Origin of the sequence: Marinobacter sp. ES-1 (genome assembly GCF_000475255.1) — a bacterium.
GTDB lineage: Bacteria > Pseudomonadota > Gammaproteobacteria > Pseudomonadales > Oleiphilaceae > Marinobacter > Marinobacter vinifirmus.
On the sequence record NZ_AXBV01000032.1, the window covers coordinates 322,189 to 349,040 of the forward strand.

The 26,852-nt window shown below is 59.8% G+C and carries 25 protein-coding genes; 7 read left to right on the forward strand and 18 right to left on the reverse strand.

Annotated elements, in window-relative coordinates; all coding sequences use genetic code 11:
• Positions 1–15: 15 nt before the first annotated feature.
• The gene (locus Q668_RS05210) at positions 16–1,470 is read left to right on the forward strand and encodes a B-box zinc finger protein (RefSeq protein WP_036219197.1); all 1,455 of its coding nucleotides are present in this window, start codon (positions 16–18) and stop codon (positions 1,468–1,470) included.
• Here Q668_RS05210 and Q668_RS05215 read toward each other — a convergent pair.
• Positions 1,467–2,912 (reverse strand): rhomboid family intramembrane serine protease, encoded by a 1,446-nt coding sequence (locus Q668_RS05215; protein WP_022988557.1) that lies wholly within the window; start codon positions 2,910–2,912, stop codon positions 1,467–1,469. The two genes, Q668_RS05210 and Q668_RS05215, sit on opposite strands and share 4 nt — an antisense overlap.
• Before the next feature lie 232 nt (positions 2,913–3,144).
• Between Q668_RS05215 and Q668_RS05220 the strand changes: the two genes are divergently transcribed.
• Complete coding sequence (locus Q668_RS05220) at positions 3,145–3,585, forward strand: OmpA family protein (protein WP_022988558.1); 441 nt, start codon at positions 3,145–3,147, stop codon at positions 3,583–3,585.
• Between the two features lie 64 nt (positions 3,586–3,649).
• Here Q668_RS05220 and Q668_RS05225 read toward each other — a convergent pair whose 3' ends face one another.
• The 5 genes from Q668_RS05225 to Q668_RS05245 all read right to left on the reverse strand — a co-directional run bounded on the left by Q668_RS05225 (position 3,650) and on the right by Q668_RS05245 (position 7,858).
• Positions 3,650–4,051 carry an MAPEG family protein gene (locus Q668_RS05225; RefSeq protein ID WP_022988559.1) on the reverse strand — a complete coding sequence of 134 codons (402 nt, stop codon included), beginning with the start codon at positions 4,049–4,051 and terminating at the stop codon, positions 3,650–3,652.
• Between the two features lies 1 nt (position 4,052).
• Entirely contained in the window at positions 4,053–4,295 is a 243-nt protein-coding gene (locus Q668_RS05230; protein ID WP_022988560.1) for a GlsB/YeaQ/YmgE family stress response membrane protein, read from the reverse strand.
• Positions 4,296–4,358: 63 nt separating this feature from the next.
• Positions 4,359–5,078 carry a lysophospholipid acyltransferase family protein gene (locus Q668_RS05235; RefSeq protein WP_022988561.1) on the reverse strand — a complete coding sequence of 240 codons (720 nt, stop codon included), beginning with the start codon at positions 5,076–5,078 and terminating at the stop codon, positions 4,359–4,361.
• Between the two features lie 48 nt (positions 5,079–5,126).
• Entirely contained in the window at positions 5,127–5,711 is a 585-nt protein-coding gene (locus Q668_RS05240) for a class GN sortase (protein ID WP_022988562.1), read from the reverse strand.
• Complete coding sequence (locus Q668_RS05245; RefSeq protein WP_022988563.1) at positions 5,708–7,858, reverse strand: marine proteobacterial sortase target protein; 2,151 nt, start codon at positions 7,856–7,858, stop codon at positions 5,708–5,710. Before Q668_RS05245 ends, Q668_RS05240 begins: the two co-directional genes overlap by 4 nt.
• Before the next feature lie 181 nt (positions 7,859–8,039).
• On the opposite strand from Q668_RS05245, the gene pdsR reads away from it, so the two are divergent.
• From pdsR to Q668_RS05260, 3 genes are read left to right on the forward strand one after another with little or no spacing between them, the layout of a single operon-like run.
• Positions 8,040–8,741, forward strand: a complete 702-nt coding sequence (gene pdsR, locus Q668_RS05250) for a proteobacterial dedicated sortase system response regulator (RefSeq protein WP_022988564.1) — start codon at positions 8,040–8,042, stop codon at positions 8,739–8,741.
• A gap of 3 nt (positions 8,742–8,744) precedes the next feature.
• Positions 8,745–10,748, forward strand: coding sequence for an ATP-binding protein (locus Q668_RS05255; RefSeq protein WP_022988565.1), 2,004 nt, complete (start codon positions 8,745–8,747; stop codon positions 10,746–10,748).
• Positions 10,749–10,762: 14 nt separating this feature from the next.
• Positions 10,763–12,070 (forward strand): DUF3422 family protein, encoded by a 1,308-nt coding sequence (locus tag Q668_RS05260; RefSeq protein WP_022988566.1) that lies wholly within the window; start codon positions 10,763–10,765, stop codon positions 12,068–12,070.
• A gap of 6 nt (positions 12,071–12,076) precedes the next feature.
• Here the strand turns inward: Q668_RS05260 and Q668_RS05265 are convergent, their stop codons facing one another.
• Positions 12,077–12,856 (reverse strand): ATP-binding protein, encoded by a 780-nt coding sequence (locus Q668_RS05265; RefSeq protein ID WP_022988567.1) that lies wholly within the window; start codon positions 12,854–12,856, stop codon positions 12,077–12,079.
• A 103-nt stretch (positions 12,857–12,959) separates the two neighbouring features.
• On the opposite strand from Q668_RS05265, the gene cysK reads away from it, so the two are divergent.
• A complete protein-coding gene (gene cysK / locus Q668_RS05270) occupies positions 12,960–13,931 on the forward strand; it encodes a cysteine synthase A (protein WP_022988568.1) in 972 nt (323 codons plus the stop codon).
• 63 nt (positions 13,932–13,994) lie between these two features.
• On the opposite strand, the gene Q668_RS05275 is transcribed toward cysK, so the two are convergent.
• The 3 genes from Q668_RS05275 to Q668_RS05285 form a co-directional block, all read right to left on the reverse strand.
• A complete protein-coding gene (locus Q668_RS05275) occupies positions 13,995–14,573 on the reverse strand; it encodes a porin family protein (protein WP_022988569.1) in 579 nt (192 codons plus the stop codon).
• A 119-nt stretch (positions 14,574–14,692) separates the two neighbouring features.
• Entirely contained in the window at positions 14,693–14,998 is a 306-nt protein-coding gene (locus Q668_RS05280) for a hypothetical protein (RefSeq protein ID WP_022988570.1), read from the reverse strand.
• Complete coding sequence (locus tag Q668_RS05285; RefSeq protein WP_022988571.1) at positions 14,995–15,906, reverse strand: esterase/lipase family protein; 912 nt, start codon at positions 15,904–15,906, stop codon at positions 14,995–14,997. The genes Q668_RS05280 and Q668_RS05285 overlap by 4 nt, the downstream gene beginning before the upstream one ends.
• A gap of 225 nt (positions 15,907–16,131) precedes the next feature.
• Between Q668_RS05285 and Q668_RS05290 the strand changes: the two genes are divergently transcribed.
• Entirely contained in the window at positions 16,132–16,725 is a 594-nt protein-coding gene (locus Q668_RS05290) for an ATP-dependent zinc protease (protein ID WP_022988572.1), read from the forward strand.
• Here the strand turns inward: Q668_RS05290 and Q668_RS05295 are convergent.
• From Q668_RS05295 to Q668_RS05330, 8 genes are all read right to left on the reverse strand, one after another.
• On the reverse strand, positions 16,722–17,612 hold the full coding sequence (locus Q668_RS05295) for a DNA ligase (protein ID WP_022988573.1): 891 nt from the start codon (positions 17,610–17,612) through the stop codon (positions 16,722–16,724). The genes Q668_RS05290 and Q668_RS05295 overlap by 4 nt on opposite strands.
• 52 nt (positions 17,613–17,664) lie before the next feature.
• Positions 17,665–18,102, reverse strand: coding sequence for a YtoQ family protein (locus Q668_RS05300; RefSeq protein WP_022988574.1), 438 nt, complete (start codon positions 18,100–18,102; stop codon positions 17,665–17,667).
• Positions 18,103–18,167: 65 nt separating this feature from the next.
• Positions 18,168–18,425 (reverse strand): YdcH family protein, encoded by a 258-nt coding sequence (locus Q668_RS05305; RefSeq protein ID WP_022988575.1) that lies wholly within the window; start codon positions 18,423–18,425, stop codon positions 18,168–18,170.
• A gap of 108 nt (positions 18,426–18,533) precedes the next feature.
• Positions 18,534–18,983: a DUF4124 domain-containing protein gene (locus Q668_RS05310; protein WP_022988576.1), complete on the reverse strand. Its 450-nt coding sequence runs from the start codon at positions 18,981–18,983 to the stop codon at positions 18,534–18,536.
• A 71-nt stretch (positions 18,984–19,054) separates the two neighbouring features.
• Positions 19,055–20,377, reverse strand: a complete 1,323-nt coding sequence (locus Q668_RS16590) for a hypothetical protein (RefSeq protein ID WP_152521761.1) — start codon at positions 20,375–20,377, stop codon at positions 19,055–19,057.
• 2 nt (positions 20,378–20,379) lie between these two features.
• Positions 20,380–23,823 carry a toxin VasX gene (locus Q668_RS05320; protein ID WP_022988578.1) on the reverse strand — a complete coding sequence of 1,148 codons (3,444 nt, stop codon included), beginning with the start codon at positions 23,821–23,823 and terminating at the stop codon, positions 20,380–20,382.
• Positions 23,816–24,745 (reverse strand): DUF4123 domain-containing protein, encoded by a 930-nt coding sequence (locus tag Q668_RS16595; protein WP_022988579.1) that lies wholly within the window; start codon positions 24,743–24,745, stop codon positions 23,816–23,818. Before Q668_RS16595 ends, Q668_RS05320 begins: the two co-directional genes overlap by 8 nt.
• Positions 24,738–26,822, reverse strand: a complete 2,085-nt coding sequence (locus tag Q668_RS05330) for a type VI secretion system Vgr family protein (RefSeq protein WP_022988580.1) — start codon at positions 26,820–26,822, stop codon at positions 24,738–24,740. Before Q668_RS05330 ends, Q668_RS16595 begins: the two co-directional genes overlap by 8 nt.
• Positions 26,823–26,852: the final 30 nt, after the last annotated feature.

A 26,852-nucleotide genomic window follows, 5' to 3' on the forward strand; every position in this document is an offset into this window, starting at 1 on the left:
ACCAGGATCCTCTCCGTGAAGCACGATTGTCATTACCACCCGGGCGAGCCTGCCAAGTGGCATTGCGGTGAATGCCAAATGCATTATTGCACCCGCTGTATGCCCGATGCCGACACCCGGCAGTGCCGGGCCCTTTGCCCCCGCTGCAGCAAAGCCATGCGTTATCTGGGCGCCGCCACTGAAGTGGTCCCTTTCTGGCAACGGGTAGGCGCGTTTTTCCGCTACCCGTTCCATACCGACCCGCTGATCGTCATCGCTATCTGCACCCTGGTGCCCCTGATTGCGCCGCGCAACCTGTTCGGCGTGCTGATCTGGATTGTGCTGGCCCTGGCGCTGTTCAAGTACACCTACGCGGTGATCAACCACACCGCCGAAGGCCACCTCAAACCGCCACCCGTGGCCGTCGCCTTTACCGGCAGCGGGTTCAACATCGTGATTCTGCAGCTGCTGGTGTTTGTGCTGATGGGCGGGCTGGTGGGCGCCGCTGCCATGATCGGCGGGCCGATCCTGATGATGCTGGCACTGGCCTTTGCCGTACTGGCCCTGCCCGCCAGCATCATGGTGCTGGCCATGGAGCGGTCGGTGGGTGCCGCAGTAAACCCCATGAACCTGGCGGTACTGATCTCCCGAATCGGCACCCCCTACTTCCTGCTGTATGGCTACCTGATTCTGCTGACCCTGGCCTCCGGTGCGGCCCAGGACTTTGCCGTTAACCACTTCCCCATGTGGGTAGCGCAACCACTGGCCGGCTTTCTGAACAGTACCTTCACCCTGATCCTGTTCCACATGCTCGGTTACCTGCTGTTCCAGTACCAGGAGGAACTGGGCTTTGCGTCAGACCTGCAGGATGGGGAAGGTATAACCGAAAACCACCAGCGGGATCGCAGCAGCCGGTTTGATGCCGACCTGGACATGAACCTGAAAGACGGCAACTACGACCGGGTACACAGCATGCTGCTGGACGCCCTGAAGAATGACCGGGATAACCCGGTGCGCATTGGCCAGCTATACCAGCTGCTGACCGCCCGGAACGATACCCGGGAGCTGTACCGGTTCCACCCCAGAATCATGGCCTGGCTGGCCGCGCGACAGGATGGTGACGGGCTGAACCGGCTGGTAGAAACCCTGCAAACGCTGGAGCCCGGCTTCAAGCTCGAAGACCCGGAACTGGCAGTAACCTGTGCCACCACCCTGTATCACCGGGGCCACCCGAAAACGGCTATCCGCCTGCTGCAGGACTTCCACAAACGCTTCCCGAACAGTGACCAGCTGGCACCCGCCTACCTGATTGTGGCCCAGGCCCTGGCCAATGGCCTTCAGCAATGGGAGAAGGCCAGCGCCTTCCTGGCGTTTATCCAGAAGCGATGCGCCGGCCATCCGGTGCACCAGGATATTGAGGTGTGGCTGGAACAGGCCCGGAACCACCAGCCCCTGAAGGGCCCGAAAGCCAGCTTTCAGGTGCCGGACTAGCCCCTTAACAACTGCCGGTAATGCCGAGCCTTGGGTTCCATCTGCAGCTTTTCGAACTCGGCCAGCAGTAACCGGCAGGCTTCCTGCACCATATCCGGCTCAGCCTTAAGGCGCATGCGTTCGAAGGCCTTTTCAGCGGCTTTCAGGTCGTGGTTTTTCAGGCTGGTGAACAGCACCCGGTTATGGTCTTCCACCGCCAGCGGGTGATGGGCTTCGCCCTTGCTGAGGTACTCGTTCCAGACTTCCAGCATCTGTTCTGGCTGCCGCCGGTTCATGGCATCGGCCATCAGGGTTCGGGCCAGGTCCCGGTATTCCGGCAGGTCCGGGCGCAACTTGGCCAGCTGGTACAGGTGCTCCAGCAATACCGTTCTGTCCGGATAGTTTTCCCGTAAAGCCTCGAACTGGCGCCGGGCCAGGTCGAATTCCATGCGGCCAACACTGGCCATGGCCTGGGCATACCCTCGGGTAAACTGCCCGTCTTGCTGCTCCGGTTCCGGCTCGAAGAACTCTTCTTTTACCTGCAACCAGCTCTTGCCCAACAGCCAGACCAGCGCAGCCCCCGCCAGCAGGCCGCCGGCGTGGGCCATGTAGGCAATACCGGTGGCCCCGGCAAACCAGTAATCGTAGATCTCCTTGCCCAGCCACACCGGCAGCATGGCAATGGCCGGCGCCCGGAAGTAGTTGAAGTACACACCCAGGAAGTAGAAAAACCGGATTTTCTGCAAGCCATAGATGGCCACGTACATACCCATCAGCCCGGATATGGAACCGGATGCGCCCACCAGCGGGACCTGGCTGCCCATGGAAAACCCGGTAAATACCAACCCGGACAGGGCCCCGCACACCAGGTAGGCCACCAGGAATTTGCCCGGGCCCAGCGCCCGCTCCACGGTAAAACCGAGCAGGAACAAGAACAGCAGGTTGCCGATGATGTGGCCCCAGCCCCCGTGCAGGAACTGGTAGGTGATCAGGGTATACAGCGACAAGTCAGACGGCACCAGCCCCAGCTGGAAGGCGCTCATGCGGCTGATCCACTGCTCCTCGATGGCCCCGCGCTGCTCCGACCACTGGTTGCGCTCGGCCACCGACCAGATCAGGTCACGATTGTCTTGCAGGTACTGGTAATAATCCCGGTCAAACAGCAGGGTAACCGCCTGCCAGCCTTGTTCATCCTGCTCCCTCAGGGCCTGGAATTCCTGCAGCTCCAGCACACTCTGCTGGTCGCCTTCGAAGCGGATTTCCCGCTGCAGGTAGTCTTCGTAGGCGGGGGCTTCCAGTGCCAGCAGGTTGCCATCAAGGTACTGCTCGATCGCTGCGTCCAGCTTGCGGTCGTCTGCTCCCTGATAGAACAGGAACACCATGACACAGGCCATCATCAGGCCCAGGGTTACCCAGGGCGGGCGCTTCCAGTTGATGGCGTTCTCGGCGGGGATAATCAGCATGGGCGGTCACAATTCATCATAATCTGTCCCTGAAAAGCTGTTTTTTACCACAGCGGGGCCTTCTTTTCGCGGTGTAATGTCATCACCAGGTCACACAAATGCCATTCAATCGGTGACCAACAACCCCGTCAGGGGCTATCGACCATTAGCCAATTGTTGTTATTGCTCTATAACTGAATAGTGAAACGGCAATAACAAGAAGAACCTGACACTGGACTCAAGGATACTGCACATGACCGTACTCGTTCTGGACAACCCCGAAATGCTCGCCCGGGCCGCCCTGCTCTCCGGTGTAATGGCAGATTCGCTGGGGACAGAAGCCAGCCGCCCTCACCGCACCCGGTTCCATTATGGCTTTAACAAACATGTGCCTGACGCCGGCGATGCTGCCATTATGCGCCAGCATGCCGCCTACCTGAAAAACCACCCCGGTGTACGGGTCAGAATCCACGGCCATACCGACAACTTTGGTTCACCCGAGTACAACCGCTTCCTGGCCAGGCTGCGTGCCAACGCTGTAGCCCGGTTGCTGATTCAGGAGGGCGTGCCGCAAAGTGCTATCCTGATGACCACCTGGGGCGCCGAACGCCCCCTGACCCGGCCGGAAGACCACGCAGCCAACCGGCGGGTGGAACTGGAGTATCTTACCGTGGATATGGCCCAGGCCCTCTGAACCGTCTGGCACCGTAAACAGAAACGGGGCCTCGAGGGCCCCGTTTCTTAGACAGCTATCCGCCTCAGCCGTATACCTGCCAGACATTCCACAGCAGCAACAACGCCGCCACCAGGATCGCCAGCCAGGTCAGCAGAATACCGATCATTCGGGCTTTGTGGGGACCACCCTTGCCGTTGATCATGCCCCAGGCATGCAGGATTCGCCCGACCACTAATGCCATGCCGGTCCAGTAGATCAGGCCGCTGGCGACACCGTTCAACTCGGCAATGGCCAGCATGATCAGGCCAACCGGCGCGTATTCCACCAGGTTGGCGTGGGCGCGCACCGCCGCTTCAAACTCCGGGTCGTCATTCACCCCCAGACCCATGCGGTACTTGAGCCGGTACTTCACCACCTGGCCCGAGAGCACCAGCAACAACAGGCCGATAACGGCCGCGAAGACTGCGGTTACGGGTACGATCATGTCAGCCCTGCTTGATCTTGTTGACGACAGCCAGCAGCAACACCGCACCTACCGTGGCTGTGACCAGCTCGCCGATCATGCTCTTCACCGCCAGGCCCAACATGCTGAACAGCACACCGCCAATCACTGAACCGACGATGCCGATACCGATATTGGCCAGCACACCGAACCCTTTACCCTTCATGATCAGGCCCGCCAGCCAACCGGCCAGGCCACCGATAATCAGAAACCAGAGAAAGCTCATTTATCCACTCCCCTTATGTGGTGTTCAATCCTGCCAGAAGACTGCCCTGTTTCGGGCAGGCATTCAAGCAGTTCCGGGGCTGTGGCCGAGGGCTGTGATGGCGTCTGCCATTTGCTGGTGACACCGGGCCATCAGCTCCGGCACATCGTCACGGGTCAGGCCGGTGGTTTCTACCGGCGGCAGGATATGCACCGGCACCGGTTTCCGGCGGCCGGCCCAGCCACGGGTTTGGCTGTGATACTCGCCGACACACACCATGGTGATGGGGGCTCCGGCGGCAATGGCCGTGTGGAAAGCACCTTTTTTGAAGCTGCCCAGCCCCCGGCCACGGCTACGGGTGCCTTCAGGAAACACCCAGATGCTTTTGCGGTCTTTGTGAATAGCATCACTGGTAGCCTGCATGGCTGCAACGGCTTTATGGGAGCGGCCGCGATTGAGGATGATGTTGCCGCCGAGCCAGAACACCTGGCCGAAGAACGGCAACCAGACCAGTGAGGACTTACCCACCGCCACGGTACGCGGCGGCAGCAGGTCGCCCACCACGAACAGGTCGTCGTTCTGCTGGTGGTTGGCGATGATTACCGTGGGCCGGTCTTGCGGCATGTTTTCGGCGCCATACAAAGGGCGCTTCATGCCCAGCAGGCAGCGGCCCACCCGGGCCAGTGTCCAGGCCAGCAACCGGTTGTTATCCGGGTTGAAAGGCCGTGCGATGTAGCCAATCAGGGCCAGCATGCAAATCAGCGGAACACTCAGCCAGGCCAGGATTTTTCTTGCGACTGCCATACAGCTCTACCGTTACTCGAAATTTTGGCGCACAAGTGTACGCCAAAATCAGAGGGCGGCAACAGTATCCTTTTGTACCGGTCTGTTAACCGGCTTTGCCTCCACCACGAAACGCAGCGGGCCGTTGGCATCGAGCGCATCAAACGGGTAGCAGGTTACCAGCAGCAGGGTATCCGGGCCGAAGGTGCTGGTATCGATGGACTCTGTTCTGCTGTCCACCACCCGGGTTCCGGTTACCTGGTACTGCTGCCACTGCTGGTCCTGGCCCTGCAGCTGCACCCGGTGGCCCGGCTCAATGTACTCCAGGGGCCGGAAATGGGTATCCCGGTGGCCAGCCAGAATCACCGGCCCCTGCTCCCCGGCGACCATCCGCCCCGGGCCAAACGCCAGGCTTTCTCCGTGCAGGCCCTCCAGCACAATCATCGACACCCCCAGCTCCGGCAACTCCAGCCTGGCCACCGGCCAGGTATCGGCCCAGGGCCAGGGCCGGGCTTCCACCTGTCGCGCCTGGGTTTCGGCCCAGGCCAGTGCCAGCAGCTCCTGGGCTACCAGCGCCTTGAACGGAATCCACAGGCCGAACATCAACACGGTGGCGGAGGCACCAAACAACAGCAATAGCAGGCGGTTCATCATGCTGGCCTCCGGTTCAGCAGCAACATGGCCAGTGCCAGCATCAATCCGGACAGGCCCAGTGCTGCCAGCAACGGCCAGGCGGTGGCGGTTTGCGGGTAACGCAACATGCCGTCCCGGCTACCTGCTGGCAGCAAGGTGGGAACCGCCTCGGTGTCCAGCTTCGCCTCCGCCGGTCGGGCCGGTTGCTCCTCGACCGCCACAAAACTGGTGAACGGCGACATCACCCCGTGCTGCACCGACAACGCCACGATCGCCGGCTCATCCGGCGCTTCACCCTGCAGGCGGGCGGCATCCATCAGCTCGTCTATCCGGTCCCGGGCCCACTGGCGGTTCAGGCCGCTGGCCGGGGCAGCATTGCCCAGATCAAGCCGGGTATTCCAGGGCCGGCCGCCGGGCAAGCGTCCGGAGACCTCCAGCTCACCACCAGCAGGCACACCCCGCACCACCTGTACCAGCGGGCTGCCCTGAAACAGGTCACCGGGCCTGGCCGGTACCGCTTCCACCGGATTGCCACCGGTGGGCCAGCGTACGGTCAGGTCACTCATAACCGGCGCTTCCATGGCCGCAAACAGCCCGTTCAGGGCACGATTCACCTCACCGGTATTGTGTATCGCAGTGAACTCGCCACGGCCCCAGCGGGCCGCTTCGCGCAGAAAGTGCATATTGGGGGCCGAGCCGATGCCCACGGTGAACAACCTTCGTTCATCAAGGCCGGTACGAATCCGCTCGAACAAGGCCGATTCATTACCTACGGCACCATCGGTGATAAACACCATCTGCTGCACCAGTCCTTCTGCCGGCGCTTGTTCCATCGCCATCGCCAGTGACAGCGCCCCCGCCATTTCCGTGCCGCCGTTGGCGTTCAGACCTTCCACATACCGCCTCGCACGGGCCAGGTAATGGCCCTCGGCCGGCACCGGGCGGGCAAACAGGCTGTGGGCCTGGGAATTGAACTGAATAACGTTGAAATAATCCCCCGGGCGCAGGCTATCCAGTCCTTTCAGCAGCGCTGAACGGGCCTGCACAATGGACTCCCCTGCCATGGACCCGGAGGTATCAATCACAAACAACAGCTCCCGACGCAACACCGGGCCGGTGGCGTCCGGGGGCAATATCATCGCCATCAGAAAATCCTCACCCTGCCACTGCTGGTGAAACACCGCCGCCGTCGGTTCCCGGCCGGTTAACGGCCGCCAGCGCACAATCAGGTCACGATCCATCAGCACTTCCCGGCCTTCCGGACGCACCACCACCCGGCCGCCGTCTGTCTCGGTCACCAGGCTGTGACTGGGGCTGGTTACCCCGGCCAGCGGGAAACCACTGTCGATGGCCAGCTCAATCCGGGCCCGGTGGCTGCGCTCATCCACATCAGCCGCCCGCACCGTGAACGGGCTGATCTCCGCAGCATCCGGCACTTGCGTGGTGGCCGTGGCCCAGCCCGACTGCCACTGCGTTGCTGTCTCGACAACCAGTTCACCCGGCATGTAACGGGGCGTGAGCGCGGTGGGCAGGCGCAACTCGAACTCACCGTGGCGATAGCTCACCGGTTGCTGGTAGCGAACCTCCACCCGGACGGTTTCCCCGGGCGGGATGTTGGCCACCCGGCTGGTAAACAGGTTCGGGCGCTGCTGCTCCAGCGTGGCCGCATGCTGGCCGGCGGATTTCGCTTTTTCATAGGTTTCCCGGGCCTTGGCGCGGGGCTCGATGCGCCCGACTATCCGGCGCTCACCCACGGTCATGGTCAACCCGAACACCGCGGCCTGTTCCGGTAACGGAAACACGAAAATACCTTCGTGCCATGAATCACTGGTATTGCGGAATTCCCGGGTAAGCGTGGTCTCCGCCAGCAGGCCGGACACCCGCACCTGAAATTCACTGTCCAGAACCAGTGCCGGCTGCTGCCGGTTGCCCTGGCTGTCGACAAAGTAAAGCTGGCCGGCTTCCTCAGCTTGCCCGGCTTGCCGGTCACTGGCCTCGGCATACAGCGGATGGACAAACAGCATCAGCATAACCGCCAGCCACAGGCTGACCCCTTCGGCGCAGCGCAGCCAGCGGCGTTTGCTGATCAGGGGGCGAGCGGTGCGGGTCGTTTGCGAATAGAGGTCGGCCCGGACGGCCGGGTTGGCAAGCAGCGATAGCAACATCATCACGTCATCCTTTTTAGTGGAAGTTGGTGATGCCATTGCAACAGCCGGAACGGGCGCCGCCGTGGCAGAAACGGGCAGGCCGGCGACAAAAAATGATGAATTATGGCAATCGGGCCGGCACAACTTGTACCAGCCCTTGAGCGTGGTTTAATGGCTACACATTCCGGTGAAACACACAGCCATGAAAAAACACATTGTTCTGATAGAAGACGAAGCCGGTATCCGCGACAACTACCGGGCCGCATTTGAACGCCGGGGCTACCGGGTATCCGCCTATGGTGACCGGCCCTCCGCCTGGCAGGTGCTGCGCCAGAGCCTGCCGGACCTGGCTATTATCGATGTAGGCCTGGGCGACGAACTCGAAGGCGGCTTTACCCTGTGCCAGGATTTGCGGGCCCTGTCGGCCACCCTGCCGATTATTTTCCTGACCGCCCGGGACAGCGACATCGACTCGGTACACGGCCTGCGCCTTGGCGCCGACGACTACGTGACCAAGGACATGAGCCTGGACCACCTGCTGGCCCGCATCACCGCCCTGCTGCGCCGGGCCGAGGCCTGGGCCGAAGCCCTGCAAAAGCCGGACGAAGTGATTCACCGAGGCCGGATGACCATGAATGTAGACCGCATGACCGTCGCCTGGAACGACCAGCCGGTGGACCTGACCGTCACCGAATTCTGGATGCTACACGCACTGGTCCAGCACCCCGGCCATGTCCGCACCCGGGACCAGCTGATGGAAGCCGCCAGCACCGTGCTGGACGACAACACGGTGACTTCCCACATCAAACGCATCCGGCGCAAATTCATTCAGCTGGACGAGACCTTTGATGGCATCCAGACCGCCTACGGCATGGGCTACCGCTGGAATGCCCGTGAGGTGTAACCCTTGAGCCTGAAGCGCCAGCTGTTCCTGGCCAGCCTGCTGATGCTGCTGATCCCCTGGGCCGGCCTCAGTTTTGTGCTGGAACTGGACACGGCCCTGCGCCAGCAAACCCTGCAGCAGCTGCAAATACAGAGCACCCGGCTGACCGAGCTGGCCGACGACCTGCTGCTGGGGCAGCCGGCCATTGGCGCCGACCCGGTGGTGTATGCCCGCCCGGTGCAGACGTCAGGCGACAATTTTGTCTGGCCCAGCTATGAAGACCAGGACCACCGGCAACCCTGGCAAAGCGCCGCAACCAGCGACAACGAGCCACAACTGCGCTGGCAGGCAGCGGCCGACGATCGTTACCTGTACCTGTTAACGGATGTTCAGCAACACTCACTGACACCCTTCAACCCGGCCCGGCCGGAGCAGCCCTATGACCGCTTCGAGCTCTGGCTGCAGGCCCCCGCCAGCGACCTGGAACAACCCGCCGGCCCGCGTATCTGGCACATAAAACCGGATGAAGTACGGGCCACCAACGCCCGTGAACCGGAGCGCCGGGATTACCGGGTGCATGCCACCTGGCGTATCCGCACCAACAGCTGGCAGCTGGAAGTGCGAATGCCCCTGCCCGCCCAGGGCAGCCGGCTGGGTTTCCGGGTGGCCCGCAGCGATACCGGCGCAACTCTGGCCGGAACCGGGACCGAGCCCCTGCCGGCACTGATCTATCCTCACCGGGTTCTGGAGCGGGCCCTGGGCCGGCAACTGGGCCCCGGACAGCAGGTCACCATCACCGAGCCCGCCGGCTGGATAACCGCCAGCGTCAGCCGGGAGGGCCGGGATAGCACCGACTTCGAGAACCTGTCGCCCGGGCAGATTCTGGACACCCTGACCCTCAACGGTCTGCGCGCCCTGGTGCGCTGGTATCAACCGGAGCCAGCAGTCCTGGCCGGCACCGACTTCCAGCTGAACACCCGCCAGGTGCCCGACAACGGGCTGGTGAAACACCCGGACGACTCCCTGTGGCTGGCCACCGCCCACCCGTTGTTCGACGGCCGCTCCATGCTGCTGGAGCAATCCCTGAACCAATTGCTGAGCGTATCCGGCTCGGCTCTGGGCAGTGTGCTGGCCCGCTCCCTGTTGATCATCCTGGCACTGATGCTGGTGTTGCTGGGCTATGCCAGCTGGTTGTCGTGGCGCATAACCCGCCTCCAGCGGCTGGTGAGTGCCAGTGTGGATGACGACGGCCGCATCCTCGGCCCGGTGCCTGTTCCAAGATCCGGCGATGAGCTGGGCCAGCTGCAGCAGCACTTCGGCCAGATGGTCGACCGCCTGCAAAGCTATAACCGATACCTGGAAAGTTTTTCCCGCCGGCTGTCCCACGAGCTGAAAACCCCGGTGGCGGTGGTGCGCTCCTCGCTGGAGAACCTCGCCCACAGCCAGTCGGAAACCGAGCGCCGGGAATACCTGGAACGGGCTTCCGCCGCCACCGAGCGCCTGCGCCGCATCCTCACCAGCATGAGCGAAGCAGCCCGGCTGGAACAGAGCTTTGACCATGCCGACAAAGAACCCTTTGACCTGGCCGAGGTCGCCAGCCAGGCCTGTGCTGCCTACCAACAGCTGGATGACCGGCACCGGATTCACTATCAGGGACCGCCCAATGGCTGCCCCCTGCTGGGCAACCCGGAAATGCTGGTACAAATGCTCGACAAGCTGGTGGATAACGCCCGGGATTTCACCCCGGAACAGGGCAACATCGAGGCACGCCTGCAACATCGAACAGACCACTACCAGCTGGATGTCTTCAACGAAGGCTCACAGCTGCCGGAAACCGCCGGTGTGGATATCTTCGGTGCCTTTGTCACCCGAAGGGAAGGCAAGGCCGAAGGCCACCTGGGCCAGGGCCTGCTGATTGTCCGACTGATTGCCGACTACCATGGTGGTAAGGTGGAAGCCTTCAACCAGCACCATAACGGAATTGACGGCGTGTGCTTCCGCGTTATCATCCCTGTACAACCAGCATAACCAAGGACAGCTCCGTGACCTCCCAGCCACGCCCCCTGGATTTCCACCCGCTCCGGGCCGATCTGTACCAGGAGCTCCATTCCCGCCCGTTCCAGGTGCTGCCTTCACGCGCCCGGGTTACCCAGATCGCCCTGCTGACCACCCCGGCCCAGCGGCAAAGCCAGTTCCGCCACCTGCAGAACCTGCACCGGTTGCTGGGCGAACACTGGCCGGAACAGGAAGTAAGTTGCTACGAACAGGATTTCGGCCCGCTGCGCATCCGCCGGGAAGTGCACATGGAGTTCACCACCTACACCTTCACCAACCTGCGGGACTCCGATGCCGATCCGTTTGCCGAAACCGGCATCAGCCTGCTGCCGGACGGCTGGCTGAACGAACTCGAAGGCACGGTGGTAGGGGCCTTCCATGTGGAAGTACGGCCATCGTCTGAAAGCGCCCGCAACGAGCTGGCGTTCATGCGTAAACACTTTGAAGGCATGCGCCTGGTGGGTAGCAGTCCGCAGGAAGGGGCGGCGCGGATTCTTGGCACCTTCCAGTTGCACAGCGACCAGTTCGGGCGGTTTATGGTGCTTAACCACAGCATGTCAGACAGCCAGCTGGGCCGTTTGGTGCAGCGCCTGATGGAAATCGAAACCTACCGGCTGATGTCGCTGCTGGCCCTGCCCCTGGCCCGGGAAATCACCCCGGCCCTGAACGACATGGACCAGCAACTGGTGAACATCACCCAGTCACTGGCCGACAACGAAACCCTCGACGAACAAAGCATCCTGGCGGAGCTGACCAACATTGCCTCGCGCATTGAAGCGTTCCGGGCCCATTCCACCTTCCGCTTTTCCGCCACCCGGGCCTACCACCGGCTGGTACTGACCCGGCTGGAAGAGCTGCGGGAAGACGAAGTGTCCGGCCACCTCACCCTCACCGAGTTCATGACCCGGCGGCTGACCCCGGCGGTGAAAACCTGTGAGGCCGTGGGTGAACGCCTGGAAGACCTGTCGCGCCGGGTAGACCGGGCCTCGGACATGATGCGCACCCGGGTGGAACTGGCCATCCAGAGCCAGAACCAGCAACTGCTCAGCTCCATGGACCGGCGCTCGCGCATCCAGCTGATGATGCAGCACACCGTGGAAGGCTTCTCGGTGGTGGCCATTTCCTACTACCTGATCGGCCTGCTGAAGCTGGCACTGGATACCCTGCGCGAGGCCGGCGTAGCCTTTAATCACTCGCTGGTGCTGGGCGTTGCCATTCCGGTGGTGATGGTGCTGGTGTTCATCGGCATCCGCATGATTCACCACCGGTTTATCAAGATGGCCCGCCGGCAGTAGCCGGCCTCAGGTGAACCGGGGGTCGCCGGCAAACTGGCGGAAAAACTGCTGGGCGGTGCGGCCGTTGCGTACGCCCTTGCCGGTGGCAAAGCGCACCGCTTCGATATGCAGTTGCTCCCGGTCTGCCACTTGCGGGAACAGGGCATCCACCGCCTGCAGGTAGATATCCTGGGAGAACGGATAGAACGACAGCTGCAGGCCAAACCGGTCGGCCAGCGACACCTGCTCTTCGATGGCTTCGGCCGGGTGCAACTCGCCGTCACGGACCTCGCTTTTCAGGTTGTCGCTCATAAACTCCGGCATCAGGTGCCTGCGATTGGACGTGGCATATACCCGCACATTTTCCGGTGGCAACTCCAGTGAGCCTTCCAGCACACTCTTGAGGGCTTTATACCCAGACTCCCCCACATCAAACGACAGGTCATCGCAGAAAATCACAAACCGGAAGGGCAGGTCGCAGATGTCATCGACAATTTCCGGCAGGTTTACCAGGTCGTCTTTGTCGACCTCGATCATCCGCAGCCCCTGATCCCGGTAACGGTTGAGCAAGGCCTTGATCAACGAGGACTTGCCGGTGCCCCTGGAACCCCAGAGCAACGCATTGTTGGACGGTTCACCCGCCAGAAAACGCTCAGTATTGCGGGCCAGCGCCCGTTTTTGCCGCGCGATGCCGGTGAGATCGTCCCAGCTGATCGGATCCAGCCGGCGAATGGCCCGCAGGCCTGAGCGATGGCGGCGCCAGACCGCAGCCGGACTCTGTGCCCAGTCGAAGGGGGTTTCGTTCATAACCTTACTCCGTTTGGTTCTGAATATGCCCGCTCACAGTCTGGCCTTGGCCAGACCTGTAGGGGTAGGATCTGCAGATCTTATCAGACACCAGGAGCAAACCATGGCACGCATCTATAACGACAATTCCCTTTCCATCGGCAACACCCCCTTGGTAAGACTGAACCGGGTGAACGACGGCGCCACGATCTGGGCCAAGATTGAAGGCCGCAACCCGGCCTATTCCGTCAAGTGCCGCATTGGCGCCGCCATGATCTGGGATGCGGAAAAACGCGGCGTTCTGAAGCCCGGCATGACTATCGTTGAGCCCACCAGCGGCAACACCGGTATTGCCCTGGCCTACGTGGCAGCCGCCCGGGGTTACAAGCTGGTACTGACCATGCCTGCCTCCATGAGCCTGGAACGCCGCAAGGTGCTGAAAGCCCTGGGCGCCGACCTGGTACTGACCGAACCCGCCAAGGGCATGGCCGGCGCCATTGCCAGGGCGGAAGAACTGGTGGCGGCAGACCCGGACAACCACTTCCTGCCCCAGCAGTTCGAGAACCCGGCCAACCCGCGCATCCATGAAGACACCACCGGCCCGGAAATCTGGAACGACACCGACGGCGAAGTGGACATCTTTGTTTCCGGCGTGGGCACCGGTGGCACCCTGACCGGTGTTTCCCGCTACCTCAAACAGACCAAGGGCAAGGCTGTGACCACCGTAGCCGTGGAACCCACCGATTCGCCGATCATCACCCAGGTACGCAGCGGCCAGGACCCGAAGCCGGCCCCCCATAAAATCCAGGGCATTGGCGCAGGCTTTATTCCGGGCAACCTGGATATGGACCTGGTGGACCAGGTTGAAGCCATCAGCAACGAAGACGCCATGGCCATGGCACACCGGATGATGAAAGAAGAAGGGATTCTGTGCGGCATCTCCTGCGGAGCTGCAGTAGCGGCAGCCGTCCGGGTAAGCAAACAGCCGGAGCACCAGGGCAAGAACATTGTGGTGATCCTGCCGGATTCCGCCGAGCGCTACCTGTCTACGGGGCTGTTTGCCGACACCTTTGGTGAGCTGGAAAACCAGCAGTAATCCAGGTTCCTTAAACGCAAAAAGCGCAGCCTCGCCGGGCTGCGCTTGTTGGTTTCAGGCGGCTCAAAACTGGAACTTCAGGCCCACCCGGCCAGTATCGAAGTCCGGGCCGTCATTGGTCACCTGGCCGTTGAAGTCGTCTTCATCAATATCCACGTTGTAGCGGTTGTATTCGGCGAACGCTGTCAGCTGCTCGGTTACCCGGAAATCCACACCGGCGCCGACAAACGGGTTCACTTCATCGTAGGTTTCACTTTCATCGAAAGCGTCTACATCAAACGCCGAGGCAAAGGCACCTGCCTTGGCATACACACCGAAACTGTTGGTCAGCGGCAGGCGGCCAATGGCACTCAGGCCGGCACCTTTAAGCTTGCCCTCTACCTCGTCATCACCGAAGTTGCCGAAATCGATGTACTCGGCCTCCAGGGCGAAGAATTCGTTGAACTGGTAACCCAGGGCAGCACCCAGCAAGTCGTTCTCATCCTCGAACTCGCCACCGTGGGACTTGTAGCCCCCGTAGCTACCGCTGATGTAGGGGCCGGATTGATCACGGCTGACGCTGTCCTGCGCCCAGACGGCCGGGGCGGTGAATACAGCAGCACTCAGAACGGTGGCACACGCAAAACTGGCTTTGTAGCTCATAACGCGTTTTCCTCTGTGGTCAGGTTTCCATTCGTCGAAACGAACAACCGGGACGACTCGTTCCCGATTGCGTGAACCTACCCTACCGGGGAAATTTCGCGTTTTGGGTTAAAACCGTACTAAGAATTATTCACATTCAGGTCATGTTTCCGGACATGACCCGCAGCGGCCCTGGCGGCCAGTCCGGCGGCTGCCCGCCCGGCCAGCGACAAGCCGGTATAGCTCAGGCGGGATATTTCGTGGTGGCAGACACGCACGATGCGACTGCTGTGCCGGGTTGCGGGAATGGCTTCCAGCACCCGAAAGCTCTCATCCGCCACCGAAAGGTGAATCCGTTGCAGCTTGACCGCTCCGTGTTGCACGCCATGGGCCAGCAGGTCTGCCACGCCGAGCCACCAATGGGCATTGCTATGGGTTGGTTTCATACCAGCCACTCCTCAAGTTGCCGTGCTACGGCTGAATGATGGGCCAGGCGGATGTGATCCACCCCCGGAAAATTCGCTGTGCCGGTCAGCTGCCAGCCCGGCTGCCTGGCACCCCGGGCGCTGGCCTCATGCACCAGCGCATCGCCAAACAAGGCATTCACCGGGTGCTCTTCACCCCTGGCCAGCAGGCCGCTGATCACATAATGCCGGGCGCCGGCTAACAGCGGCTGGTGCGCCGTGCCCGGTTCAAACACCTCGCCCCGTGACAGGTTGCGAATGCCTTCACTGCGCAGGTCGATCACCTCGCCCACCACCTTCAGGTAATCCCGGGGCACCCGGTTGAGCCAGCCGGCGGCCTTGTGGGCACCGACTGCCAGCCAGGAACCGTCGTGGGGCGAGCCGATGTACACGCAGTCCGGGTTCAGCCGGACCCAGCTATCATCATTTTCCGCCCCGTAATGACAGGCACTGCGAATCAGCAGGCCGCCCATACTGTGGCCAAGCAGGACAAGGCGTGTTACCGGTACCGGCCAGTTGCTGACCAGCCGCTCCAGCAGCGCGGCCAGGTCCTGGCCATTGCGATAGATGGGACGGCCGGAATTGAAACGGAGCTTGAGTGCCGAGGCATTCCCCAACCGTTCAGCCAGCCGGGTGCCATAGTGCTCGCCTGGCTGGCCCGGAAAATCCCATACCGATTCCAGCTCCATCAAGCCGTGGATGGACAGACACAGCACACTGCCCGGCGCAGCGGGCCGGGGGTTCAGCAGATCCAGCGGCTCGCCGTCGGCAAACACCGTCATCGGCACCGCCAGTGCGTTGCCCCGGTGCTCCAGCCAGTCACCCAGAAAGCCGCTGGCAATGGCTGAAATGTGTTGCTGGACTCGCCCAGCGGAAGGAACAGACACCATGGTTATCTCCCGTGTATCCTTCCAGTGTACGCCCTTGGCGGTGCTTTGCACTGGCCATTTTCAGGCCAGAATGCGGCCCCGGGGCAAACCGGAGCGCCGTGGCTCAACGTTTGGTAATCTGCCCGAAAGGGCGACAGACACCTGATCCTGCTAGTCTTTGTGCCCGTATCACCCAAACCGGCCGTGCGCGCCTGTTGTCCACTGAGCAGCCAGAGGAAGTAGCCTATGCGATTTGCCATTATCGCCCTGACCAGCCTGTTGTTCTCAGCCAGCCCGGCCCTTGCCGAGCCCCAACCAGAAAGCTCTGCCGAACCGGAAGTGCTCGGTTTTATTGAATGGGTGGTGATGGGCGAAACCGGCATCCGGCTGAAAGCGCGCCTGGACACAGGCGCCAAGACCTCGTCGCTGCATGCAGTGAACGTGGAATCTTTCGAGAAAGACAACGAGGAATGGGTGCGCTTCCAGCTCCCGCTGGGCGATCACGAAGACCAGCCCAGCGAAGGTGAGCTGGAACACGATGAAGTGATCCTGGAATTCGAGCGACCGGTTTACCGCACGGTGCTGATCAAGCGCAAAGGTGCACCCTCCCAGCGCCGGCATGTGGTGAAAATGGAATTCTGCATCGCCGGCAAGGTGCACGAAACCCAGTTTTCCCTCACCGACCGGGGCAAGTTCGCCTACCCGGTACTGCTGGGCCGCCGGTTTATGCGGGATGACAACATCCTGACCGATTCCGCCAGAAGCTTTGTTGCCGAACAGGAATGTGAATACAGCACACTGGAAGAGCTCGCCGAGAGCAGCAAGGCGGTAGAGCCCTAATCGGGGCTCACCTCCGGCTCATCATTTCGCACTCGTAGAAAGCTGGCAAACCTGGGCAAGCCGGTGGCCGTGAAGCCCCGGTAGCGGAAGGTAATCACCGTGCCAACAGTCGGCGGATTGTGTCGCTCAACATCACTGAAGCCGGTGCCAATACGAAAGCGGCGGCCATTGGCCAGCTCCACTTCCAGCGATCCCATCAGCCCCTCGTACTTGCCCTTACCTTGCAGGTGACCAACCACCGTGGCTTCGGCGTCGTCGTGGGTCTTCACTTTCAGCAGATCATCTGAACGGCCGGCCTGGTACCGGCTGTTTCTGCGCTTGAGCATCAGGCCTTCCGCACCGGCAGCCACGACCTGTTCAAGCTCTGCCACCAGTTCAGGATGGCTGGCAACCGGGCGCTGCACCACCAGGGCCAGATACGGTGAACCAGAACCTTCAACCAGCTGCTTCAACTGGCGATAACGCTGCTCGAACACCTTTTCAGGAACAGGCAGGTCAAACACGTGAAACCTCACCTGACGCCATTCCTCGTCCACCGGCTGCCCCTTGCGCACCACCCCGGACAACTCGGCAAAGCGCCCGCGACCGTTCCAGAGTTCACCATCCAGGGGGTGCCGTGGAAACTGTGCCGTAAACCAATGCGGCGCCGCATACACATGCCCGCCCCGGGACCAGAGCTTCTCGCCATCCCAATAAGCCCGGACACCGTCCAGCTTTTCACTGACCCAGTAATCCTCGAGGTTTACACCCGGGTGATAGACATTCGCCAGGGGAATGGCCGGAGGCCCCGCATTAGCCTGAGGCGGATAAGTGGCAAGTAACGAAAGAAAAAGCAGGCTGAGTGCCAGGGCTGCTGCCCTGACACTGCCGGTCGTGAAGAGTGGCATGTTCCTTTGCCCTTTTTACATCCTGTTGATGGTATTCCGAAAAACTCTTTGCTCAGGCCGTTACATACTTCAGCAGCTCAACCACCTGCTCCGGCGTTTGTGCCCAGGCCATGGCAGCTGCATCTACTTCCTTGAGCGGGTGCACGATGTCTTCATCATGCAGGGTAATGTAAGGCGTGCCCATGGCGGCGCAGTAGCCGGCATCGAAAGCCGCGTTCCACTGCTTGTATTTGTCGCCAAAGCGGATAACCGCCAGGTCGCACTGTTCAATCAGGGTTTTGGTGCGGATGGCGTTCACCTTGGAAGACTGGTGATCACGCCAGAAGTTGCTCTCCGGCTTGCCCAGGAAATCGCCCGCAGCGTCGCTGGATTCGTGGTCGGTATTGGCAGAGGTGAACTCAACCGGCAGGCCGGCCGCCTCGGCACCCGCAGCAATCTGCTCACGCCAGTCGGTGTGGATTTCGCCGGAAAGGTATACGGTCCAGATCATTTTGGGCTCCTTAAGCTGAATTAAAGCCGGCCAGTCTAACCTACCGGCCGGCTATAATGTAGGTATCAGCCCGCGACGGAAGCCTCATGCTCACGAATCATGGTGTAAAGCTGATCCTTCAGGTGCAGGCGTTTTTTCTTCTGCTCTTCCAGATACTCGTCTGATGTGTTCTCAACACCGGTTTCGATGCGGTGAACCTCGTGGTCGAGATCATGGTACTCGTCAAACAGCTTGGCAAAGTGGCTGTTGCTGGTTTTCAGTTGGTGAATGGCTTCCTTGGACTCGGGAAGCTCGTGCAACAGATCATGCTTTTCGATGGTCATTCCTGGTGTTCTCCTGAGTTTTGTTGGTGCCTGAGTTCACTGTATGCCTATCGCCTGAGAGCGCTCTTGATCAACGTCAACCCGATGGCCATCGGCCGTAAGATGCGATTAGCCACCGCATTTTTCGCGCACACTGGCCCGGAACCGGTCTCGTATCTGCAGGTTCTGTTCTTCGGAGACAAACACCCGCTCCCCTTTATCATTGAGGTTGTAGAAGGTGGAGATACTTTCCATATGCTTCAGGCGGGCGTGAAGCTTACGGCAGGCCTCTGATTGTCGCTCGGCCTGCATCCGGGCCTTCGCTTCTGCCGCTTGTCTCGCCTCCCGCTCCTGCTGTTGCTGGTTCACGAACTCCGTCATTTTCTGATGCCGCTCACGGGCGGCAGTATCGGCCTGTGCAGGGGCAGCATTCACGCGTACTTCACTGGAACTCGCCTGCGCCGGTGGGCGATCGCCGAAATGGGTTTGGCCATTGGCATCTGTCCATTGGTAGACGGCAGCGTGAGAAAACGTACCAAGGGATACCAGAAATAAAGGGATGAGAAGCCTGCGAGCCATAACTGAATTCCTTTTCGAATAATGCTTTTAACGACTTTCGAAGGGGTAAAACCCATTGATCAATAAGACGCTCAGGCTCGGAAACGCCCTCTCCCTCGCTTTTGTTGCTGCTTCTCCTCACGCCCCGCTTGCCAACCAGACACTGACCCCATCTGGGTAAACTTCAGGCCCCGCTCGTAAGCACGGGTGAGTTGCTGATTCAGACCCTGTAGTGCCTCGGATGGCTTGGCCCATTGGTCTTTAGGCAAAGGCGCGGACCAGGCTTTCAATTCTTCTGGCAAGCTCTTCAGGGCCAAGGTCTTGATGCGGCGTTCAGTGATGATGTGGGCTAAGTAACGCTGAAAGAACCAGTCACCCAATTTCTTGACCAGCCAGGGTAACAAGGACATTTCTTTACGGGCCTGGTGGCATTTGGCTTTGTAGTGAGCCAGAGTCTCGTCCTCCTTCGGATCCGGGCAGGCCTCGGGGCCATTTTCCATAAACTGGCGAATACACTCCCATTGGGCCAGGCCGGCTGTTTCATGGCCGACGTTGATGCTTGCAGCAGCCAGGGCCGATTCCGGGTCGTCCGGTTTCGGAATGGCCATGGTGAGCACCGTATGTGTGGCCATCAAGCCGGGACCGATGTCCTGGCGGGTTTCGATGTAGGCGACCAGTTTTTCCCACGGGTAGATTTCGTAGACGAGTTTGGGGTCGTGTTTTTTCTTTAGGCGGAGGGCAAAATAGAGGTAGGTTCCTACTACTAAGACTTCGATTACCAAACCTATTAGCAAATAATCTCGTACACTTTGAACATATTCTGGAGGATTATTTTCTAGGCCCACAGGAGCATATAGGGTGGCAGCGATTGTGAAAGCAATAAGCATGTAAGCAAACCCGGCTGCATTCTCATTCCAAAATGGCAGCTTGAATTCCTTCCCCTCTACCCAGCGCGGCATAGCCACTTCCCGCCGCTGCCGGTTCAGTCTCATCGGTGGCGTTTCTTTTACTGCCTTGTTGCCCAGAAAATGCATATAAAGCCCCCAGGGCAGGGAAATCAGGAGATTTCCAACAAGCATAAACAGCGGCGCTTCCCAGTCCCAGTGTCCAAACTGATTTGGCCCTACTATGAACATAAAGCCGAACCCTAAGAAACCAATCGATAACAAGCTCAAGCTCAAGAACATTAGGGAAAACTCAGCGCCGAACAACAAGTTGCCGTTCTGCAAATCCAGCCAGCCCTCGGTTTTTCGTCGAATCCAAGCGTTGACGTCCGCCGCCCTCTCGCCGGTGGCCACAGGTGCAGGACCCAAAGCCAACAGTCGTCCCTCTTGGGTCGTGCGGCGCACACCGGCTTCCCAGTCGGGCTCAGGCGATGTTTGAGTTGGTGATGGGCTTTCGTTAGCTTTGGTCATAGTCAGGACTTGATGGGATGGTTTACCAGGGCATGGTAGTTGATGATCAATGGGGTCAATCGCGTGTCCGGCGCATCCAGAGGTGTTATCGGCTGCCATTCTTTCGTTTCGTTAGCGCCGACCATCGGCAAATTACCCTGCTCGTGTAAGGTCAGCTTGTAGTGGTACGCCTTGTCTGTCTCTGGCAACCAGTTGGGGGAGTTTGCTGCCTTGTAGCGGAAGGCCAAATAAAACCCATCCGCCGTATCCAGGTCAGCTCCGGTCAGGGACAGCTCCAGGGCAACGCCCGCCGAGCCCATACTCTTGGTAGTAATGGCCTGATTCCAGTAGTCGTGGTCAGGCTCCCAGGCCGTCCTTTCCTGCCGCAAGATTGCCCATTCCATGTTATCCGCTTCTAGCGAACTCAGTCCGGGCAATTCCAGGCGGAAGGCGCAATAACTTGTGCGCCCATCCAACGCGGCTTGTTCTGCCTTCACTGACAGAGTGGGTTGGTAAATGACCTTGGCCAGTTCGTGGCGCTGCTGATCCGTATCCCAACCCTTGGCGTCATTGCCCCAGGCACTCTGCTCACACCAGCGCTGCACGTCTGTGCGTTTATAATAGCTTTGTACCCAATTGCCTATGCAGACCAAAGCGGTACCTATCCACAGGTAAACGTTCAATCCCCTGAACACACCGCCGGCCAACGACAGCATACCCCGATTGACCGATTTCCAGGTGATGTCGACCGAGGTTTTGCGGAGGACGTGGTAGATGCCGGCTGATCCGGTTCTGGCCATTCGCCAGCTACCTGCCCCAAGCAAACCATCACCGCTTAACGTTAGCCCAGCTCCAGCCCGTTCCCCACCACTTTTGTTACTGTCAATCATGGAGAAAAACTGCTTTATGCCATCTGCGCCAGCCGAGAAAAATCCCGCCCAAGCCGCAATGGTGCCCCCCCAAACATTCACCCGGGCCAGCCGAGTCAGCACCTCATCCGTCTGGGAAATGGCCTTATAGTAATAATTCAGACGCGCACTGCCGACGATGGTCAAAACACTGGTGGCCGCGCCGATTGTGCCCGTGGCTCCGGAAAACGCGTCCGCCCAGTTGCCATCCGGATCGTCGTTTATCAATTTTTTGATTGCATCCCATGTTCCAACAGCCCCAACCAATCCCATAAACGACACTAATCCCATGCCGCCTATGCGTTTCGGCAGGTCCAGAGTGTCCTGTCCGTGAATCATACCCCGGCCATAATCCATCATTCGGGTAAGCCCGCCCCGCTCTCTCAGACGTCTCAGTTCATCGACTTCGGATTGCACGGCACGGCCGTAGGCGGTCCTAGTCAACCCAGCAATCAGGAGAGCTCCGCTGTGGTTTTCACCCTCTAACGGGGATGTATCCAATAATCTGAACCCGCGTTCCCGAAGCTGATGGGTCAGCTCTTGCTTTTGAGCACGAATGGCTTGGATCTGTTCGTCGTACTCTCGTTTATATCGGCGACGGTCTCGGGTACTAGCCTCGCTATGCCGCTGCTGAAGGCGGTTTTCCCGCTCCAAAACCTCCTCACGCAACTTGGCCAGCCGTTCGATTTCCTTCACGAGAGATTCATGCCTGGCAAGGCTTTCGGCATCTGCAATCTCCAGGTCAATCTGGTACAGCCTTTGGTTCTCGAAGATGTGGGCCCGCAGGCCAGGGTCCATACGTTCAAACACTTGCCTTAGGCGGCCATGCAGATCGGCGGCATCCACCGCCTGCACCAACTCGAATACCGCCAATCGACCGGTAATGTTGAGCTGGGCCAGGTGGTGGCTGAGTTGTGCGGCAGCGCCCTCTGAAAGCGACGGAAATTGCATATGGGGGCTCTGCTCAACCAGTCGAACCCACTCTTTATATGCTGCAGGAGCTTGCTTGGCATCCATTATGGCTTTCAGGCCGTCGATTACATCTTTTAAAGCGCCGGGGATGATCTCGGGTTTCAGATCCAGGGAGATCAAATGCTGATGCCCGATCTCCTCAAAGTAAAATCGCTTCAGAAAGGAAAAATCACCCGATGCTTGTGCCCACTCCGTGAGCACCGCAATCAGACCGTTGTCCATCTTCAGCAGCGCCACATAGTCGGCATCGCTCTCCCGGTCGTAAAGATGACCATGAAGGTAAAATGTGGCCAACAAAGATTGAATATCTGTGACGATCCGTCGTTTCTCTTCGGAGAATTTCGACAGATGCTGCTGAGCCTTTTCAAGATAGGCATTCATGTCGCCAAGCTTCACCAGGTCCGCAATACCTTGCTCGCCACCGAAATCGGTGCCGTCAACAAGGTTGGACTGATAGTCCGCCATGGATTCGACGACACTGAGTACTTCACGCTGTGACATGCCCAATTCAGTTGCCAGCGCTTTAGCAGCGTCACGCATTCTGGTGACCCGTTCATGGTCGGACGGCATATAGCTATAGGTGCTGGGGCCGGCGACCTTTCGGGCGCTTTGCTGATATTCAGGGAAACTTTCAATCAGCTCTTTCAACCGGGCATGTTGGGCCCGGCTTCCCTGAGCAACCTTTTCAAACAATGCCCTGGCATCTTCATCTTCAACCTGCGCCGAAAACGCGCGGGCCAGCTCGGCTACTCGGTCGTCATCCAATCGAATCAGATCGCTGATGAAGCGCGCCGGATAGTATTTCGCGTCCTCTGCCTCCAACCATGCGTTATGGTTGGTATCCACAATCGCCCAGGCATCCAGCAGGTCGTCGATGTGGCCCATAAAATCATCAACCACGAGATACGCATGGTCCAGATCATAAGCCGCCAATCGATGAGCGAACGGCTCAGAGCCTGTGTCCAATGTATTTTGGGCCCAGTACCAGGAGGGTAAATGGGCTTTCCCATCCATGGGCACGGTTTGCGTGTCCGGGTGGGTCAGTAGCGATTCCAGACTTGCCTGGCTCAACAACCGGGGCTTTCCGTTGATGGGGCAGTAACCAGACAAGCTCACCCGCTGCATCACCTGTTTACGGTAATCTTCCCAGCTAATAAGCATGCTGCACTTTTTCGCGGTCAGCTGTGTGGCCGAGAAAAAGACATCGACATGCCCCCTGCGCGGGACCACGATGGCCGGAGTATCCGGGGTGCCAGTACGCTGATCCTGAGCGGCTTCATTACCTTGCCATAACCGCTTGGTGACCGCACCGCCATCTTTGACCTCGTATTCATGCAGAATGTCCGGGGCATCGGAATGGAACAAGTAGAGGTAACCATCCCGTACCTGGCGGATGCCAATTGGCTGAAATTCGAGGTTGAACCGGGGCTCCAATGACGGGTGTTCCGCCGCCTCATCGGCATAAGCGTATCGTACCGGGATCAACTGAATATCCGCACGGGTCAACGGGCAGGCGCCTTGAGCCGTGGTGCTTGCCAGGCTTGCGCGATCAGCGGCGGCTATGGGGTTAGTAAGTTGCTTACCCATGGATAGGCTCTCCTTGCACTTGGGTTCCAGCCGAGGACATGGCGATCTTCGCCGCTTCTCTGGCCTGCGCTTCTGCGGCCGTTCCTGGCCACCGATGAAAAAGGTCATAAATGCCAGGGGCCGCTGCTTCCCATAGCGACAGCTCTCCCAGATAACCGTATACGGTACACCAGTGGAGCAAGGCCTGTAGCGATTCATAGCCATTGGCCAACGCCTGCTCCATGATGGTCCGAATATCCTTTATCAAAGCCTGCCTTACGTTTGACGCCACTCTACTCGGGAAATAGGTCTCAAGGTGCTGCATCAATTTGACCAACGTTGCGCGTCGATTAGTGTCCGTTAAACCGCTGAGGGTGAGCTCTCCCAGTCGAAATGACGCTCTACTCTCCACGTTCCGTCCAACGCCAGCCTCCGGCAACCAGTCCGGGCGTATCTGGAGGTGCCAGCCATCCCATAAGGCGTCCGGAAGCTTAACCGCAGAGAACGGAGACCAGTATTCGGGTACCCCGCCATCACCGGAAGAGGCCAGCAAGACCCTTGCAACCATGGGGTCGGCGAACCGCAACATAACGTTGTAGCCCAAGGGGTGGCGTACCGTGATAAACCGGCGTAGATGATCAGCTAACGCATCCAACGATTCATCGCTGGCAATCGCGTAACCCCACTCTTGTGCTTTGCCTTCCAGAGACAGTTGTTCCAACAACGGGTGGCCCCGGTCGGTGCGTACCAGCAACGGTGCAACATCGCGAATCGATGCCCATTCAGTGCCATCAAACAGATTGCGATAGTCCGGAGTGTCAACAAGCTCGTACAGCCAGCGTTCCGCCTCTGCGCGTGTGCTGCCATCAATCAGGACATAATTGAAATGCATGTCCTGAAACTGAGCGCTGGTTTGTGAAGGTGCGTCGAAAACATCAACCATCGGACCCATCTCCCGATGTGCTCTCTCCTGACTGGCAAATGGAGGTCAGGGCTTTGCCTTCCTGCAGCGCGCGAATCTGGGCATCCGGTTGCGCATTGGTTCTCTGGCCGACCGTGGCCAGCGCAGCAGGCTCGGTATACGCACCACCGGTATCCACCAACCCCGGCCTCTCCGGCACCTGCACCTTCTGCCCACTGCCCTTACCGCCAGCGCCACCGGCGTTCATCTTGATACTCGCGCCCCCCATGGCCACGCCGCCGGGATCGATCTTTACGAAGCTGCCACCGGCTTTCAGAGTGATCTCAGCGCCGGCTTCGATCACCGCTTTCTGACCGGCTTTGATATGCAGCTCGGTGCCCGAGTCACTGAGCCAGGCGGTGCCGGCTTTGAGGTGCAGGGTGCCGGTGACGTTGAAGCTGTGGTCTTTGCCGGTTTGTTCGCGCTTCTCGCCGTCCACGGTGTGGTGGCTGTTGCCTTTGGTGTGGCTGAAGCGGTTGTTCACCACCGTCAGGTGGCTGTCGTTCTTGATGACTTCGGTACGGTTGTTTTCCGTCAGCAGGTCCAGGTCTTTCTGGGCGTGAACGTAGATTTGCTCTTGATCAGCTTCGTCTTCAAACCTGAGTTCGTTGCTGCCCTCACCCTTGTGGGTTTTGGTTTTTAATGTGGTCCGGGTTTTGTGTTCCGGCAGCGCGTAGGGCGGTGTGTTGGTGGCGTGGTAAGTCCTGCCGGTAATAATGGGCTGGTCCGGGTCGCCGTCCAGGAAGCTAACAATCACTTCGTTGCCGATTCTGGGCAGGGCCATAAAGCCGTATTGGCCGCCGGCCCAGCCCTGAGCCACGCGCAGCCAGGCGCTGGAGTGTTCGTCATTTTTTGAGTAGCGGTCCCATGGAAACCGGACTTTGACGCGGCCGTACTGATCGCAGTGGATTTCTTCCCCTTCCGGGCCGGTGACGATGGCCATCTGAGGGCCGTCCATCATGGGTTTATGTTCACAAAGAGGCCGCCAGGTTTTGTCGGCCGGGATGGCGGTGAAGTCGTTGTGGTAACTGGTGGGTTCGCTGCCACCCTCTTCTTCCATGGCCTGGGGCTGTTTGCCGGTGTGGGTGATGGCGGTCAGCAGCCATTCCCGGTTCAGGCTCTGGCTGTCGTGTTCCTGCAACTCCACTTTGGCGCCGGGAGCGAAGTCCGGGCGGTTGCTTTTGCCGTTGGCCATGGACGCGTCGTTTCTGAGGGCATCCAGTTTGTTCTGGGTAAACGGCTGGCCGCTGGCGTCGGCTTTGTAGCGGCCGGGGTAGTCGTAGTGCTGGTAGTCTTCCCGGTGGTTAACACCGCCGGCACTGTGTTCATGTATCAGGGCGTAGGCCGGATTCTTGAAGGTGTAGTCCTTCGTGGCTACGGAGGAAGCACGCACCCGCTCTTCGTAGGCAAAGCTGAATACACAGGCTTGCTGGGTGCTGCCTCCGGCTCTGGTGTTGCAGGTCACGGGTTCCAGTTTCGGGGCATCGCCGTGGTGGTCAGCAAGAATCAGTGCTGGTTGTTCTCCACCATCCACGCTGCCGTGCTGATAGCGGTAATGCCAGCCTTCTTCGGCGGCCAGTCTGTCCAGGAATTGCAGGTCGCTTTCCCGGTGCTGGACGCAGTATTCCCGTTCTTCAGGGGGGCGCTTGAAGTCAAAGACCGTATCAATAATGCCCCGCTCTTCGAGCAGGGTGCGCACGATGGTGTCGGTACTCTGGGTCTGGAAGATGCGGCTGTTGTGCATCAGGCCCAGACGCCATAACGGCGGCTGGATGACCACTTCAAAGCGGGTGCGACGGTGGCCGGTGTTGCCACGAACAAACTCATTCACCACGCCGGTGAAACGGCGCAACGGTTGCCCATCCTGCCAAACCACCAGGTCTACCGGTTGTTCCAGAATGTTCGCAGCGGCCACATCGGGGTCTGTACTGACCAGTTCTAACCGGCCATGAAACAAGGAAGACAGCTGTTCGGTCAGCGCAAAGCCAACTACCGAAAAGTGATCAGAGGGGAATTCGCCTACACGGGCGGTGAACTGCAATCCGCTTGCCTGGGGCATGACTTCGATCCCTGAAGAAAGACATGTCTG

Bases quoted from the DNA above. Each gene is read 5' to 3' on its own strand.
- Q668_RS05290 (WP_022988572.1), top strand. From the start codon at position 16,132: ATGCGATTTGCCATTATCGCCCTGACCAGCCTGTTGTTCTCAGCCAGC.
- Q668_RS05330 (WP_022988580.1), bottom strand. From the start codon at position 26,822: ATGCCCCAGGCAAGCGGATTGCAGTTCACCGCCCGTGTAGGCGAATTC.
- Q668_RS05265 (WP_022988567.1), bottom strand. From the start codon at position 12,856: ATGAACGAAACCCCCTTCGACTGGGCACAGAGTCCGGCTGCGGTCTGG.
- cysK (WP_022988568.1), top strand. From the start codon at position 12,960: ATGGCACGCATCTATAACGACAATTCCCTTTCCATCGGCAACACCCCC.
- Q668_RS05240 (WP_022988562.1), bottom strand. From the start codon at position 5,711: ATGATGAACCGCCTGCTATTGCTGTTGTTTGGTGCCTCCGCCACCGTG.
- Q668_RS05230 (WP_022988560.1), bottom strand. From the start codon at position 4,295: ATGAGCTTTCTCTGGTTTCTGATTATCGGTGGCCTGGCCGGTTGGCTG.
- Q668_RS05280 (WP_022988570.1), bottom strand. From the start codon at position 14,998: ATGAAACCAACCCATAGCAATGCCCATTGGTGGCTCGGCGTGGCAGAC.
- Q668_RS05225 (WP_022988559.1), bottom strand. From the start codon at position 4,051: ATGATCGTACCCGTAACCGCAGTCTTCGCGGCCGTTATCGGCCTGTTG.
- Q668_RS05215 (WP_022988557.1), bottom strand. From the start codon at position 2,912: ATGCTGATTATCCCCGCCGAGAACGCCATCAACTGGAAGCGCCCGCCC.
- Q668_RS05275 (WP_022988569.1), bottom strand. From the start codon at position 14,573: ATGAGCTACAAAGCCAGTTTTGCGTGTGCCACCGTTCTGAGTGCTGCT.
- Q668_RS05295 (WP_022988573.1), bottom strand. From the start codon at position 17,612: ATGCCACTCTTCACGACCGGCAGTGTCAGGGCAGCAGCCCTGGCACTC.
- Q668_RS05320 (WP_022988578.1), bottom strand. From the start codon at position 23,823: ATGGGTAAGCAACTTACTAACCCCATAGCCGCCGCTGATCGCGCAAGC.
- Q668_RS05285 (WP_022988571.1), bottom strand. From the start codon at position 15,906: ATGGTGTCTGTTCCTTCCGCTGGGCGAGTCCAGCAACACATTTCAGCC.
- Q668_RS16590 (WP_152521761.1), bottom strand. From the start codon at position 20,377: ATGACCAAAGCTAACGAAAGCCCATCACCAACTCAAACATCGCCTGAG.
- Q668_RS05310 (WP_022988576.1), bottom strand. From the start codon at position 18,983: ATGGCTCGCAGGCTTCTCATCCCTTTATTTCTGGTATCCCTTGGTACG.
- Q668_RS05305 (WP_022988575.1), bottom strand. From the start codon at position 18,425: ATGACCATCGAAAAGCATGATCTGTTGCACGAGCTTCCCGAGTCCAAG.
- Q668_RS05300 (WP_022988574.1), bottom strand. From the start codon at position 18,102: ATGATCTGGACCGTATACCTTTCCGGCGAAATCCACACCGACTGGCGT.
- Q668_RS05220 (WP_022988558.1), top strand. From the start codon at position 3,145: ATGACCGTACTCGTTCTGGACAACCCCGAAATGCTCGCCCGGGCCGCC.
- Q668_RS16595 (WP_022988579.1), bottom strand. From the start codon at position 24,745: ATGGTTGATGTTTTCGACGCACCTTCACAAACCAGCGCTCAGTTTCAG.
- Q668_RS05245 (WP_022988563.1), bottom strand. From the start codon at position 7,858: ATGATGTTGCTATCGCTGCTTGCCAACCCGGCCGTCCGGGCCGACCTC.
- Q668_RS05235 (WP_022988561.1), bottom strand. From the start codon at position 5,078: ATGGCAGTCGCAAGAAAAATCCTGGCCTGGCTGAGTGTTCCGCTGATT.
- pdsR (WP_022988564.1), top strand. From the start codon at position 8,040: ATGAAAAAACACATTGTTCTGATAGAAGACGAAGCCGGTATCCGCGAC.